This window comes from Sphingobacterium siyangense (genome assembly GCF_023277505.1).
Lineage (GTDB): Bacteria > Bacteroidota > Bacteroidia > Sphingobacteriales > Sphingobacteriaceae > Sphingobacterium > Sphingobacterium siyangense.
The window spans coordinates 2868809-2882303 of the sequence record NZ_CP080574.1 but is presented as its reverse complement, the minus strand read 5'-3'; the positions used below and the strand labels follow the sequence as shown (position 1 = coordinate 2882303).

The following is a 13495-nucleotide window of genomic DNA, read 5'->3' as shown; positions in this document are numbered from 1 at the left end:
GTAAAGTATTTTGGTAAATGATTTAGAATTGATTTGGGGATACTGCACCCAGTTTTCGTACTTTTTCTTCGAAATGTTCAGCATCATTGATCGCCTTACTCTTTACTTTGCTTTTATAGTTATAGATGGTTTGCATCGAATAACGTAGAAATATAGCGATCTGGTTCACATCAGATATTCCCAATCGAATCAGCGCAAAAATGCGGAGCTCGGTATTGAGTTTATCCTTTTTCAGCTGGTACTGTTCATCTGGCCGGAGCAGGCTATTAAATTCATCGACAAAATTGGGATATACCTCTAGAAACGTACGGTCAAAATCAGTATAAAGATCTTGCGCATATTTTTCAAGTGATGCATTGGAGGAGGTAAGTTGCTGCAGGTCCTCGAGCTGACGGCTTTTGACTTTACGGTACACATTTTTCCTGAAATCATCTAATTTGTCTAGGTACACCGCACACTGATTGAGGTAATAGCCGATATAACGTTCACGCACGAGGTTGGCCTCGTCCAGTTTATGGTTGACGAGCGTCAGTTGCTCATTGGTCATATTGAGTTTCTTTCGAGCACGGGATACGATCCTCATCTGTTTAAATAAGAAATAGAGTGTGAGGATCAAAATAATCGCAAATATGCTGATTACGATCGCATACAGACGTAGGTTTTTCCGTTGTTGATCGATTTTGGCCAGATAGGTTGCTTCGATAATAGGCTGCGTACGTGCAATCACGGTATTGCGGAAGCGCGAATTGTAGTAATTGGCATCGTCCAGGGCAGCCTGAATATAGGTAAAAGCTCTGTTTACATCACCTTTTTTGTTCAAGTAAATCGCCAAAGTCAATAACGACTCGTTTTCCTTAATCGCCAGGCGTACATCTGTTATTGCAGCCATGATCAGGTATTCTTCTACCAGCTGCCTTTCGCCGAGTTCTCTAGCAATCATAGCAAGACCCATGGCAGCCATTCCATAACCGTGTGTATCACTCTTTTCCTTTTTAAATAAATGCAACTGAATATCCCTAGACTCTTTAAACATACCGGCTGCTTTGAGTTTAAATGCTTTCTCCTTGAGGTACATATCCGATTTTGGGTCAAGCAGTCCCATGAGGCTATTCCGAGATTTGGCGATTTCGCTTTCGTACTGCCTATTGTAATTATCGTGGTCAGTATATTTGATCAAGTTTTCATAATAACGGATATAGCTCCAGTGGTAGATGACCTTGAGGTGCTGAGGCAGCCCATCATAATCGATTTGCTTTAGTACCTCCCATGCCTGGGTAAACAATCCAGAGATGGAAAGAACAAAAGCCAATTTGACTTGGCTTTCGGTCATGAGCTTCTGATCGTTCAATTGTTTGGCTATTGCGATATTGCGACCGATATAGGCGAGCGAAGAATCACAGTTTAAGGTTTGATATTCAAAAATTAGCTGATTTTGGATCTCATAGCGATCTTTGGCTGCTGAGTGATTTCTCAACCGATCTTTGATTGAATCAATCTGACGAATCTTGGTATCTAAATAAACTGTCCGATTATTTATAGCTTTATCCAAGACTTGCAGTAAGGAATCTATTTTGCTTGCCTGTAATGGTGTACAGTAAGCTATCGCAAAAATGCATAGAAGAATAAGTTGTTTCGCTTTCACTTGGTTATTATAATTGATCACCGTCACTCAAATATAGACAAAAATTTATTGGTAAAAACCCAAGCTTATATCGTTAACTTTATTTCTTTTCCTCATAAACTGCTGAATTTTGCCGCCTACCTGCCAGTAATAATGCAAAAATTCGTTTCCATCTGATCACGAACGAATACCAAAATTGATAGCAGTACAATATGTCGAAGCCTTACAAAAGTTAGGCGCACCCCTAGATACGCCTAATTTACATTCGTTCACCGCTTTCGTTTGCCTAACTTCGCCAATAATCTACTTGTAGCAAAACTGATCAAGGTGCCTAAAGCGGCTGTCAATGCCGTTTGCAGCACATCACCCAGCGAGATACTTGCCCAGATGGAGCATATCGTGCCACCCAGGGCCGAGATGCGGATATCATTGATTTTCATGAGGCGCACTCCTTTCTTTGGGCAACTTTTGCACCTTGGAATTTTCGATCGGAGAATCCGAAAATGCGGAAGATTCGTCGCTTGATTTTTGCCCAATGGCATCATCGGTAGAACTTTCAGGCGGCGGCTTCTCCTCTTCCATAACTGTTTCCAATATCCCCAGACCCACAGCGATATATTTCAAGATGTTCCCCGCCTTTCCGGGCCATTTTACGGGAGCCGCAAGAACCACCTGCAGCACCTTTCCTATTTTGTTTAATATCTTTTTCATAATTATCTATAATAGATTGGATGAACGGTCAAAGCCTAATATTCCGACTGCAAATTGATGAAGTCCAAAGGCGTTAAAAATGAATTCTTGTCTGAACGAAGTGAGTTTGAATTCATATAGCCATTGGACAAAAGCAATTGCACCAAGGAATAGAGCGGTAGACCCTCATCCAATCCTTCCCTCTTCTTTATTCGAGCAATATAGGAGGACAAAGAATTGCTATCGAATATTCAAATACACTTCATCCCCCATATCCCAAAGACTGTACACCAGTGCCTTAAGTTTTGCCAAGGCCTTGCCGCTGTAATCTCCTCTCCCTTCCCCCGTTAGTACCGTTACCGGGGCAATGCAGCCCTGCAGCTCTTTTAAAGCATTGTTGGCCGCATGGATCAGAATTGCTTCCCGACCAAGCACCATCGGGATGCCAATCTGCTCGCCATGCTTGGGGTAACGCCTCTTTTCCAGTTTATACTGCCCAATAGGGATACAGCTTATCCGTGGAATATTATTTCGATCGGGCAGCTCGATTGTATGGCAGATTTCTTCACCCTGATAGGTGATTGTTCCATTAGTTCCCTGTACTCCATATTTGCGTTGGAGCAGCAGGATATGTTTTGTTTTCATAACGTTGAATAACCTAGATACTTTGACCTCGAATACTTTGCGCCCTTCCTGTCTGACAGCAAGAGATAAAGATGGAATCCATCCTCTCGGAATCCTTCCGGAATCGGCACAATTACGCGCCCTTCCCGGCGTTGCCAAGTTTGCTCATTGACGTACGCATAGCCTTTCTCCACCTGATAGGCACAGAGTATAAGCCGGTCATCCGATTCAAGAAATCTCGAATACCGTACCTCATGCGTCAGTTCAATAGAATCGGCATAATGATTTATGCTAATGCCATATAGACCGGGCAGAGACCCTTCACTGAGGCGTACCAAAGCAGGATCTACTACGGGTTCACCATTTTCATACCTGATGGCTATCTTTAGCAAATAGCCGAGGGCCAATCCCCCTGCTAGGCTATTTTTCCGTTTGGCCGTCTCGGAAAATCCCTTTTTGACCAATCCATTTAAGGGCCTCAAAAAAGCCACCCCCACTTTAAAGGCCGCACGCACCCGCTGCTGCCCGGGGCTGATTGTCTTTTTTGCCATAATAAAATGTTAAAAAGGAGCTGAGCCCGATCGGCCCAGCCCACAATTGATTAGATAAGTTGTATCTCGCCTAGATACACACTTTTAGATACCCGGGTCTTGGACCGATTGGATAAAAATAGCCAGGTATGCACTGAACCGCTCGCCAGATGGTCGGGCACCAAAAAGGTTACCACACCCAACGATCGCGTGCTCGGTGCCGGCGTTGAAATAAACTCATCTTTTTCGGGATGATAAGCCAGCACGTAGACCAAGTCATCCGCAAAGGTTTCGAACGTTTCGCTGGCACCTGTCGACCAGGTAAAGATAAGTTCACCCGAGTCAAAGGAGGCTGAGACGGTACCACCGCCATATAAGCCACCATCCGAAATACTGATGTTGGAATAATCCAGCGAAAAATCGGGATAGGCCCCTGTGATCGCTCTTTTGAGGTTGAATTGAAATGCGGCATTCATCGGGGTCACTTTCTCGGTGTTTTTACCGCCAAATCCGATTTTCAGAAAGACATTGATCGGTAGCAGAAAACGCATCAGCGTCCTGAACTTTTCCTGCTGGATGAGCTGTGCCTCTGAGGCGGGCTTCGATCTCTTTTTATAAAGCCCTTTGATGTAGTTGATGCTCTTCCAACTACTTCCGATTACTGAGCCGGCTTTACCCTTAAAGCCTCCATTTGCTCCGTTTACAATAGTTCCCATTTGTTAAAATCAATCCTGTTTCGTACCGGTACACTTGATTGACATAACAAACATAAAACACTTTAAATCAATGGCAAATAGACACACAAAGTTACACCGACCGTTGACCGACAGGCATCGGAAAACTGACCGATCATAGACCTGTCCTCATACGTTTTAGTATCGATATAAAGATTAAAAGGACAAAGAAAATCAAAAGTAAAAAGGCAGATGATAATGCCAATCAATTGGCCTTTCGCCCCAAAAGCCGTAGGAGTTTAGCAGAAATTATACAGACTGTTTAAAAAAATCAAGGGATTTATCTACGACTTCGCCATCTTAGGATAATGGTATTATTTGGATTTGCAGGTAGTTAATGCTTTATTAACTACCTCCTTTGATCGTATTTTCATCGAGATTTCATCGGGTGCTGATCGGATTATCCCGATGAAATCCCGATGCCAATTCGATGAAAATTGCTGTAAAGGCAGGAGCTGGTTGGGAGCACGGGAGAAGAAAATTGGGCAATCGTTCAAATAATCTTAAATTTGAAACCCTTAAAAAAGAACAATGGAAATACGACACTATCAGCCCTCCGATCTGGCACAGATCAGTCAGTTATTCTACGATACGGTGCATACGGTCAATGCCGCAGATTACAGCCAGGAGCAATTGGATGTGTGGGCAACGGGTCAGCTTGACCTGCAGGCCTGGAACGAATCCTTTTTGGCACACCATACCTTCGTTGCAGTGGTGAATAATCAGCTTGTAGGATTTGGCGATATCACTACAGCAGGCTACCTCGACCGCCTTTACGTGCACAAAGACTATCAGGGACAGGGTATCGCCACTGCACTGTGCAATAAACTGGAAAATGCTGCCGCAAGCGATCTATTTACAACCCATGCTTCGATTACGGCAAAGCCCTTTTTTGAGCGCCGTGGATATCGGGTCATCCAAGAGCAGCAGGTCAGCCGAAACGGTGTGGAGCTCACAAACTACGTGATGCAAAAAAATTGATAAAAAAACGCCTCTCCATTTAGAGAGACGCCCGAAGAAAGTAATGCGTATTCAGGTAAAAATCGATTGACCGAGCTGTTTAAAGGCCGCGGTAGCTCTTGCGCAGGCGTTCTACATCCACATCACGGTAAAAGCGTTTGTTACGCTCGCGCTTCGCGATGCAGATATAACCGTCCCGCTGCAGCCGATAGAGCGTCTCGGTAGAGATGCCGACATGCGATTTGACATATTCGGCATCACGCAATAGTACATTTTCCGCTTCCAGCTGCTCCCGCAGGTCGAGATAATTGGCAAGCTGACGCTTGACTACCAATAGTTCCAGCAAGATCAATTTTTGGGCAAAGGAATGCCCAGGACTTATGGAAAAGCCCCTGAGGTACTGATTTTTACGCATACATATTTATTTAGGGTTTATAAAAAGTTCATAAAAATAGGTCAATCAACAATATTGACGTAAGCGTATCAGCCCCATATCACTTACACTGATCTCCAGATCGGTACGGTCTGGGAGAGAAATCTTACGATCGACAACGGTAGTAGCGAAATTGACATTGACAATAAAACCGCGGTGTACCCGCACAAAAGTACTTTGAGGAAGCATGGCCTCCGCCTCATCCATCGTCAGTCGGTAATTGAAATCTTCTGCTGACTGCCGCAAATGAAATACCGCATAGTTTTTACAGGAAGATACCGCCACAATATCGCGAAATTTGACCAGCCTGTCCATATTTTTGAAACTAAACCATTTTCCGCTGGGCTCAATATTGAAATCCATCTTAATGTGGATACTTTTCTGGTCCAAGGCGCGCTTGAATGCCAGGTAAAGATCCGAGAAGCTTACCGGTTTTATCAGGTAGTCGGCCACGGCAATCTTAATCCCTTCGTACGCATATTGAGCAGACTTGGTATACAAAATGACGGGCGGGCGCTTCTCCCCGGGCAGCGTCTGGTACAAATCCAGTCCTGACATCTGCGGCATCTCCACATCCAATAGCAGCACATCTGGCGTATTATCAATAATACTATTAAAGCCGTCTATCGCCTTGGTAAAACTCCTGATATCTCCCACCTGGCTGATTTCCCTAAATGCACTTTCCGCCATACGGATATCGTATGCATTGTCGTCAATAATGACCACATCGTATTTTGCCATATTATTGGTTTTTGAAAGTCAGTTTCACTATAAAATATTCCTGATATACCACCGTATACTCGAGCTCAATGAGCTGATTTTCCATCGATTCAAATAATCTGTTGACCAGTTCCAGCCCCTTGCCCGTTCCTTTTTTCACATCAGCTGCCGCAACACGGTTATGGATCTGCAGCTGTATACCTTCCGATACCTTAATCCATTTTACTTCGATCCATTCATGTGGATCATCGGCGCTATACTTCACCGCATTCTCTATCCAGGTCATGATGGTGAGCGTGGGGACAGATCTGTTCAAGAGCTTTTTATCCATAAGCTCCTCCCCTTCGATCTTAAAATTTCTGTTGCTGGAATAAGAGATCAATATTTTCGTGTATGCCCATTCCTCCGCAAGAGGTACCAATACCGTTGGGTTTGCGATTTTATTACCAACGTACTGGAAGAACACCAGGCTCCTGCTGCGTATGCGCTTGCTCCTGGGCTGCAACAGATCATAGACGTTGCCCAGAAAATGGCCCGACAGCAATTGCACATTCGATATATTTTTAATCTGCATTTCTGCCTGCCGAAATTTAAGGCCGGTGTAGTACCTTTCCCAAGTGAGGTAGTCGGTCAGGTATATTGCGACAAAAAACAACAGTCCACCAATGATCTTACTGATCAGCACCGGTTTATGCGCGGGCAACCATGGCGCCGAAAAACCATCCATAAATTGTGGTACCAGACCATAAAAGTAAAATTTAACGACGGTATAGACTGTTAGAACAGCAAGAATTATTAGCCCATAGCCGAGCCAGCGATGGCGCTGCTTTCCTAGGGCAGTCCGATATCCTAAATAGAGCAGTAAAAAATAAATCAAATAAGGAAATAAGAACACACTGTAGCTTAATGGTGTAAAACGATGAATTTTTGTGGCATTAATCAGTGTTAGACCGATTATCATCAGCCCTGCGGCCATAGCCGATCGCATCCATAAACTATTATGAATCGCATTTAAAGTAGGGTTAGGTTTCATATATTAACATTTTATTCCCTCTAAATTAACAATTAACTTTAAAGAAATCAAGCTTTAATCTGAAAAAACTGTCTATTCCGAGTGTCGAACAGATATTTTTGCTGTTGATATTCCAGGGGTAAGACCCAGCTTCCCGACGCTGCTATCCCGCGGCTAGTATTCGCTTTATCGCCATTGTACTGATGGATAAAAGCCCAATTCTCCCAATATATCCACCCTTGGTTCATCATCTGCTGAAAGCTGAGCTGAAGCCTTGAAAAAGCATACATCAGTTCCGCTGCAGTAGGTTGTTTCGTATCGGTCAAAATAGGCACAAATGGATGGAAAGCCCAGGGTATCTCCTCTTTGCAGCGTTCCATATAGGTACAGTATACCGGGATACGGAATCTTGTCGCGAGCTTTAAAATATTGGTCCGCCAGCAGAAATAGTGCGCAGCAAAAGGGACGGGCAATTTATTGCTATCGCTGTGAGCGATACGCTGCCCTTCATTGGCATCCATAAAAACAAGTACAAGCCGTTTTTCCTTTACTGCCGACAAAATCTTTCTGAGCGAATAGGAGTTATTGGCATCAATACATTGCAGCATTTCGCTAGACAGCCCCGCATTACGGAGCTCGGCATCATAGTATTCAGCTTCGCGCTCCAGAATAGCTGCCGCGGCAAGCAGCGTAATCTGATAACCGCACTTGACCAGAAACTTAGGTAATAATCTGTAAGGGCCATAATGAAAGGAAATGAGTATACCCCCTTCAGGTTTTATGTCCATTGGCAAAGGACCGAAATCAGGCAATTGATGAAGAGGATAGCGTTTATATAGACGTTGAAACTGATCTCTGTTTTTAAGCCAGCTCGTATAATTTTTCCATAACTGTTCAGGTGCTTTATCCGGGAAAAACTGCTGTACATTGGCCAGCCATAGGAGACGGTGTAGGTTTTTGGTCTGTTGGGTATTCATAAGATTGATCTAAAGGAGTTAAAATAGAAGACTTTAAGATCAGGAAGGCCTGTAGGCCTTCCTGCTGCAGGATTAGCATATCCACCTGCTTAAAATGATTCGGGCCAACATTTGTCATCGCCCAGATCAATCAGTGGCGGGTCTTCGGAGAAGAATTCCATAATGGAGCTTCCGACAAAGACGATGGGTTCCGCAACTTCGGTTTCTATTTCCATTTTTATCCTTTGTTGTCGACCTGTAACCATCCGGGTCAGGTCATTCCCGTTGCCCCTTTAAGAGCATTTCTTATTCCATTTGCCGGCCAGCGTGACAAAGATGAAAATTGCCTTTTAAACAAAAAATAAATGGGAAATAAAGTCTTTCTCTGGGATAAAAGGGATTTTGCGCAGCAATTAAACGGTAAAAGCTAAATTTGTCCCTGCAATAGCAGCGTTCATCCCTAATTAAACCCTTTATTTCCCAAAAATTGACATCGCCAGCTGAGTTTAATAAATTGTCGGCCTATTTTAAACGAACAATTACTGCCAAATACTTAATTATGAAGAAAAGTAAAGAATACCTGCTCGATCCCTTTTTTAGGGACATTGATCCCCAATGGCAGGCTGAAATCCCTGAATTATCTGCTGTATTTGAAGAAGAGCGTTTTAGCCCAGGAGAACGACTCATCAACGACTGGGGCGAGCTCTACTTGATCGTTGATGGCATCTTTGGGAAATATGAGAAGACCTGTCCGGTACGCTACGCCATTTCTGGCGAATCATTGATGATCCCCAATCATAAACACCGCTATCAGTTTATCGCGCTGAGTGATTGCCACACCTACCGGACCTCGCTCCGGCAACTGGAAGAAATTAATGCGCGCAACTCAAAAGTCTTTCACCTGTATGCCAATCTCAGGGACAAGCAGCAGACCTATCTGGACTATCGGCATAAGCTGTTGTCGTTGAACAATCAGGATAAATACGACTTTGTCTTTGACAAATACCCCGATCTTAGAAGTTATGTGAAGCATCATGAACTCGCCCGTTTTATGGGAATCAGCAGCGAGCTGCTCCGCCGCCTTTTGCGGGATCATGATTGCTAATAGCCCAATTTTTTGGGCATCCCGTCAAAAACTATTGTCGTTGTAAACAAAAAACTTAGTCTTCAAAATCCCAACATGGACAATAGATTGTGCTTGAACTTTGTAATAGCAGCTCGGAGAAAGCAAATCAATGCCATTCAGCTTAATCGAAGAAAGTAATATGTACAGGTGAAGCTTGATCCGAAAAGCCCAATAAAAAACAAAGTTATGAAACAGCACAAAAGAAAATTTGCCCTATTCCCGCGATGTCGGTGAATGTAAATCCAAGCAGGAAATCCGGCAGTGATATGCTGTTGGCTCCGCAGAAAACAAAACAGATTCAACACCCACATAAACAAGCTTATGGAAAAGCGCTTCAATAACACAGTGTATCCACAGGATCAGCCGGCAAGCTCCCCAAAACGCGGTAGTTCAATCCGCTCGGGTGCACGCTGGATCTACCGTCGCTTACATGATGTGATCATTTATAGCTATGCCTTTCTATACATGTACACGGGATGGGCCAAGTTTATGAACCTATCTACCTTTATCAGAGGAAATAGTAAGATCCCCCATCTGGGTCAGTATGCGAAATTGATCGGCTATGGCATTCCCTCGCTAGAGATTGTGCTGGCTATCCTGCTCGTTATCCCTGTATATCGGATCAAGCGCTTTGCACTGTGGACATCGACCCTTTTGATGGCTGTTTTTATCATCTATCTCAGTTTGATGGTCAAGTTTGCAGAGAACAAGCTTTGTGATTGTGGGGGTGTGATCGAATCCATGGGCTGGGAAGCGCATATCGTCTTTAACAGTATTTGGCTGATTGCGGGAATCTTTGCTCTGGTAAGAACAAAAGTTAAACATTCTAAAATTTAAACCCATGGTAAGAATTAAAAAATATGGGAAATTGCTACTGGGTGTAGCAACTATAGCAGCTGGAGCTGGGATGGCTCAATATGCTCAAGCGCAAAAAGCGTCAAAACTAGCAACCAAACAAACTACAATGGTTGGAAAATATGGTACCAACGACTGGCGCATTGTAAATCCAGCCGATGAAGGTACAACTTGGGAGTGTCGTCCTTCAGGTGATTTTTGTACAAGCAATCTAAAACCTGGAGCAACACCAAATCCCGACGGATCATACAATGATTCGCAGGTAAATATACCTTCTGAATCACAAAATCAACACCTTGTTGACTTATCTACACCGTAGACTAGGCCAACATATGGAGGTCTCCATTCAATTAGGAGACCTCCAACTTTTCTATTTACCCAATGCTTTTTTTAACGTCTCTCGCAACTTTTCGTAATTCGATCTTCCCAAATCAATAGGATTCACAGTAATAATTTTTGCGTTGCTGTCCAACAAAAACGGACGCGGAGCACTAAGTACCGCAAACTCGGATATAACAGGATGTTTCCAGGCACGCACGCCGGTATATAAGTTCAAGACCTTACTTGATGTATATTGATTACTCTTTATAGCTTTCATCCATCTGTTTTTATCTTTCTCAACACAGATAGAAATAAACATAACATCTTTTCCAAACTCCGTTTCTGCTTTTGCTACACTTCTTGAAAAATAATCAGCACAAGCCGAACAGCCTATAAACCAAAAGTCAAGAAAAACCGGCTTGCCGCTAAGCGAAGAAAGCTTAACTATATTCCCTTGTTTATCAAACAACTCAAAATCTTTTTGTTTGTATTGATTATCAATCAAGCCTTGCAATCGAGTAATATACTTAGGATCTTTCATATAAGCCAATATTGCACTAATCTGCCGTTGAGGATCAAGCATTTGATCATAAGTATGTAACGTATAATAACACATCATTTTTTCCCAACTTGCCCCCTTTGTCGATATATTCTCTAAATAGTCACTCAAGGTCAATGAATTATTCCTCAAATGAAGTTTCTCTAGTCGATAGCTAAACCGATAATATTGAACATCAGCTTCTATCCTACTTGTACTGATTAAATATTCATCTTTATTGACGTAATTTCCATAATATAAATCGCTGTCTTTTAAAAATTGTTGTATTGTATCGATTTCTAAAGCAGAGAACCTATTGTGAGCCAGCGTAGCGTTAGCTCCATTGTATAGGTTGTAATCTATTTTTCCTAATATCTCTGCTTTTAAATAACGTTGCGCATTTGCCGAGAATTTAAGATCTCTATCCTCTATTTTATCAACCATTATTTGTTTTACGACAGCCCAATTTTTAAAATTTACCAATAGGTATCCAATCTGTTTATTATAAACGTCTGGCGAGGGTACAGACTTCATTACTGAGTCTTTAAGCTCTGAAAATTCCTTTTCTGAACCAGCTAAAAATTCCATTTTTTGATGCCCCTTTCCTTTAAAGGAAAGGTTATTCTTACCAATCTTTATATGAACATCGTCTCCACGCTCTACGATATTTTTTGCTAAAATAAGTCCATCACTAATGTCTTCCTGATTTAAATTCAATTGAAAATACTGACAGCCTTTTAAATCTAAATGAAATACAAATTGATTACCTTTTGATCTTTCTACATGGCGATCGAAAGCTTCACTAGAAAAAGAGACTGGACCGATATATTCTTCTTTGAATAAGATCAGTTGCAGTTCTTCTATTTCCTGCCCATCGGCAAGTTCAACCGTAATCCTTGTATTTTTACGTTCAGTATCTCCAAACACACGGTTGCTTTTTATCACACAAAACAGTAGTAGGATTAAAACTATTATATTGACGTTTTTCATATTATCTTATATTTTGTTGCATACCATTTATCCTAATTTCATTATCGGGTATTGGCAGTGCGTATAAAGGACTGCCTGGCTCGAGCCTATATTCCCTATCACCAATTTTCCTTGTCAGGGTAATCTTGTCACCTTCCCTGTTATACCTACGTATATCCTGCCATCTCAATCCCCTAAATACTAACTCTTTCCTTCGCTCAGCCTTAAGTATCACCAAAGCTATATCCCTACTCTCAGCAGCCACAGGTTTATATCCGGTTTTATATCTTTTTAGCAGTAATTTATTTAAAGTGGCTATTCCGGCCTCAAAGTCACCAGTCCGTATTTGGCACTCTGCTTTGATGAGATATTGTTCATCGGTAGCTAGGCCAGTAAAAGGTCGAGTAGTGCCCGTATACGTTCCTTTGTACATCGGCTTTTTGTAAATCGTAGAAATTGTAAAAAATACTGACTTACGGAAGTCGTCATCGTGGTAAGTAGAATACAAGCCACTGTCGATCAATGTCGTCGTTGCACTTCGGTATGTTCCGAAAATAGGTGAACTGACAGCGGACGGATAGCAGGAATAGATAACCTCATCATTGTACTGTACAATTGGAGTCGTGGCAGTTGAACTTAACAAACTAAAGTCCATTAGTTTATCATACAAACCCAATGATTTAGTGGAATAATTCAGTGCTTCCTGATAAGAGCCAATAGCTAAGTAGACCCGTGCCAGAAGCGCATTCGCTGCAGATTTATACGGTCGGTTTCTATCCAAGCCTGGACTTTTGTCCGGCAGCAAGGATTCCGCTTGTTTGAGATCCGACAGCACTTGATCCATATTTTCTTTTAGGCTTGCCCTAACTGCTTTGATAGTTACATCAGATTCCAAACGCATCGGCACTCCCAAGATCTGATCTGAGCGAGATTGATCATAAGGCATAGCAAATTGCTGTGTCAGGTTAAAAAGTGCGAAACCGCGAACAAATAAAGCCCATCCTTTAAGCCATGCAGCTCTTCTTTGGTCTTTCTCCGTATTTTTTTCCAATCCTTCCAATATAATATTGGCATATAAAATCTGCTTATAGGGATCTTCCCAGTCCCTTATCTGCTCTACCCCTTCATAAAGATCTGCTTTCCATACATATGCATTTCTTTCTTCAGCCACATAAATACCTTCCCATGTCTTCAAATCCGGCAAATAATAATCATCGGAAGAGACTTCCGCCAAGGTATTTCCAGAAAGATTGATGATGTTGAAGTTATCTAATAACTTAGTAAAGTCATCCAACGTTTTGGGTACTATAAGTGATGAGCGGGGTTTATCATCTAAAAAGTCTGTTTTATTGCATGCTACATGAAACAGCACAATCAATAAGGTTAAATATCTTTTCATAACAAAC

At 42.3% G+C, this 13495-nt stretch carries 16 protein-coding genes; 4 read left to right on the top strand and 12 right to left on the bottom strand.

Translation table 11 applies throughout. The features are described from left to right. Nucleotides 1–22: 22 nt before the first annotated feature. The 6 genes from K2F45_RS11685 to K2F45_RS11660 form a co-directional block, all read right to left on the bottom strand. Nucleotides 23–1663 carry a DUF6377 domain-containing protein gene (locus K2F45_RS11685; RefSeq protein ID WP_248933645.1) on the bottom strand — a complete coding sequence of 547 codons (1641 nt, stop codon included), beginning with the start codon at nt 1661–1663 and terminating at the stop codon, nt 23–25. A gap of 227 nt (nt 1664–1890) precedes the next feature. Next, nucleotides 1891–2061 carry a hypothetical protein gene (locus K2F45_RS11680; RefSeq protein ID WP_248933644.1) on the bottom strand — a complete coding sequence of 57 codons (171 nt, stop codon included), beginning with the start codon at nt 2059–2061 and terminating at the stop codon, nt 1891–1893. Next, nucleotides 2048–2332 (bottom strand): hypothetical protein, encoded by a 285-nt coding sequence (locus tag K2F45_RS11675; RefSeq protein WP_248933643.1) that lies wholly within the window; start codon nt 2330–2332, stop codon nt 2048–2050. The genes K2F45_RS11680 and K2F45_RS11675 overlap by 14 nt, the downstream gene beginning before the upstream one ends. A 219-nt stretch (nt 2333–2551) precedes the next feature. Then, the gene (locus tag K2F45_RS11670) at nt 2552–2956 is read right to left on the bottom strand and encodes a DUF5675 family protein (RefSeq protein WP_120336133.1); all 405 of its coding nucleotides are present in this window, start codon (nt 2954–2956) and stop codon (nt 2552–2554) included. Next, entirely contained in the window at nt 2953–3486 is a 534-nt protein-coding gene (locus K2F45_RS11665; RefSeq protein ID WP_248933642.1) for a DUF6266 family protein, read from the bottom strand. The genes K2F45_RS11670 and K2F45_RS11665 overlap by 4 nt, the downstream gene beginning before the upstream one ends. 50 nt (nt 3487–3536) lie before the next feature. After that, nucleotides 3537–4181: a DUF6266 family protein gene (locus K2F45_RS11660; RefSeq protein ID WP_075992350.1), complete on the bottom strand. Its 645-nt coding sequence runs from the start codon at nt 4179–4181 to the stop codon at nt 3537–3539. Between the two features lie 549 nt (nt 4182–4730). Here K2F45_RS11660 and K2F45_RS11655 point away from each other — a divergent pair. Further along, the gene (locus K2F45_RS11655; RefSeq protein ID WP_248933641.1) at nt 4731–5180 is read left to right on the top strand and encodes a GNAT family N-acetyltransferase; all 450 of its coding nucleotides are present in this window, start codon (nt 4731–4733) and stop codon (nt 5178–5180) included. Between the two features lie 79 nt (nt 5181–5259). Here K2F45_RS11655 and K2F45_RS11650 read toward each other — a convergent pair whose 3' ends face one another. Genes K2F45_RS11650 through K2F45_RS11635 form a run of 4 tightly spaced genes read right to left on the bottom strand, consistent with a single transcriptional unit; the run spans nt 5260 to nt 8301 of the window. After that, nucleotides 5260–5574: a MerR family transcriptional regulator gene (locus K2F45_RS11650; RefSeq protein ID WP_075992347.1), complete on the bottom strand. Its 315-nt coding sequence runs from the start codon at nt 5572–5574 to the stop codon at nt 5260–5262. A gap of 45 nt (nt 5575–5619) precedes the next feature. Continuing rightward, nucleotides 5620–6333 carry a LytR/AlgR family response regulator transcription factor gene (locus K2F45_RS11645; protein ID WP_075992346.1) on the bottom strand — a complete coding sequence of 238 codons (714 nt, stop codon included), beginning with the start codon at nt 6331–6333 and terminating at the stop codon, nt 5620–5622. 1 nt (nt 6334) lies between these two features. After that, nucleotides 6335–7345 (bottom strand): LytS family sensor histidine kinase, encoded by a 1011-nt coding sequence (locus tag K2F45_RS11640; RefSeq protein WP_248933640.1) that lies wholly within the window; start codon nt 7343–7345, stop codon nt 6335–6337. A gap of 47 nt (nt 7346–7392) precedes the next feature. Then, nucleotides 7393–8301 carry a lysophospholipid acyltransferase family protein gene (locus K2F45_RS11635; protein WP_248933639.1) on the bottom strand — a complete coding sequence of 303 codons (909 nt, stop codon included), beginning with the start codon at nt 8299–8301 and terminating at the stop codon, nt 7393–7395. A 466-nt stretch (nt 8302–8767) separates the two neighbouring features. Here K2F45_RS11635 and K2F45_RS11630 point away from each other — a divergent pair, with 466 nt between their 5' ends. From K2F45_RS11630 to K2F45_RS11620, 3 genes are all read left to right on the top strand, one after another. Beyond that, nucleotides 8768–9385, top strand: coding sequence for a cyclic nucleotide-binding domain-containing protein (locus K2F45_RS11630; RefSeq protein WP_248933638.1), 618 nt, complete (start codon nt 8768–8770; stop codon nt 9383–9385). A gap of 342 nt (nt 9386–9727) precedes the next feature. Beyond that, nucleotides 9728–10243, top strand: coding sequence for a MauE/DoxX family redox-associated membrane protein (locus tag K2F45_RS11625; protein WP_248933637.1), 516 nt, complete (start codon nt 9728–9730; stop codon nt 10241–10243). A gap of 4 nt (nt 10244–10247) precedes the next feature. Next, nucleotides 10248–10580, top strand: coding sequence for a hypothetical protein (locus tag K2F45_RS11620; protein WP_248933636.1), 333 nt, complete (start codon nt 10248–10250; stop codon nt 10578–10580). 51 nt (nt 10581–10631) lie between these two features. Here K2F45_RS11620 and K2F45_RS11615 read toward each other — a convergent pair whose 3' ends face one another. Next, nucleotides 10632–12110 carry a TlpA family protein disulfide reductase gene (locus K2F45_RS11615; RefSeq protein WP_248933635.1) on the bottom strand — a complete coding sequence of 493 codons (1479 nt, stop codon included), beginning with the start codon at nt 12108–12110 and terminating at the stop codon, nt 10632–10634. Between the two features lies 1 nt (nt 12111). Next, nucleotides 12112–13488 carry a RagB/SusD family nutrient uptake outer membrane protein gene (locus K2F45_RS11610; RefSeq protein ID WP_248933634.1) on the bottom strand — a complete coding sequence of 459 codons (1377 nt, stop codon included), beginning with the start codon at nt 13486–13488 and terminating at the stop codon, nt 12112–12114. Nucleotides 13489–13495: the final 7 nt, after the last annotated feature.

Coding starts and splice junctions, on each gene's coding strand:
- K2F45_RS11625 (WP_248933637.1), top strand. CDS start 9,728: ATGGAAAAGCGCTTCAATAACACAGTGTATCCACAGGATCAGCCGGCA.
- K2F45_RS11650 (WP_075992347.1), bottom strand. CDS start 5,574: ATGCGTAAAAATCAGTACCTCAGGGGCTTTTCCATAAGTCCTGGGCAT.
- K2F45_RS11640 (WP_248933640.1), bottom strand. CDS start 7,345: ATGAAACCTAACCCTACTTTAAATGCGATTCATAATAGTTTATGGATG.
- K2F45_RS11675 (WP_248933643.1), bottom strand. CDS start 2,332: ATGAAAAAGATATTAAACAAAATAGGAAAGGTGCTGCAGGTGGTTCTT.
- K2F45_RS11670 (WP_120336133.1), bottom strand. CDS start 2,956: ATGAAAACAAAACATATCCTGCTGCTCCAACGCAAATATGGAGTACAG.
- K2F45_RS11645 (WP_075992346.1), bottom strand. CDS start 6,333: ATGGCAAAATACGATGTGGTCATTATTGACGACAATGCATACGATATC.
- K2F45_RS11635 (WP_248933639.1), bottom strand. CDS start 8,301: ATGAATACCCAACAGACCAAAAACCTACACCGTCTCCTATGGCTGGCC.
- K2F45_RS11615 (WP_248933635.1), bottom strand. CDS start 12,110: ATGAAAAACGTCAATATAATAGTTTTAATCCTACTACTGTTTTGTGTG.
- K2F45_RS11610 (WP_248933634.1), bottom strand. CDS start 13,488: ATGAAAAGATATTTAACCTTATTGATTGTGCTGTTTCATGTAGCATGC.
- K2F45_RS11655 (WP_248933641.1), top strand. CDS start 4,731: ATGGAAATACGACACTATCAGCCCTCCGATCTGGCACAGATCAGTCAG.
- K2F45_RS11680 (WP_248933644.1), bottom strand. CDS start 2,061: ATGAAAATCAATGATATCCGCATCTCGGCCCTGGGTGGCACGATATGC.
- K2F45_RS11665 (WP_248933642.1), bottom strand. CDS start 3,486: ATGGCAAAAAAGACAATCAGCCCCGGGCAGCAGCGGGTGCGTGCGGCC.
- K2F45_RS11620 (WP_248933636.1), top strand. CDS start 10,248: ATGGTAAGAATTAAAAAATATGGGAAATTGCTACTGGGTGTAGCAACT.
- K2F45_RS11660 (WP_075992350.1), bottom strand. CDS start 4,181: ATGGGAACTATTGTAAACGGAGCAAATGGAGGCTTTAAGGGTAAAGCC.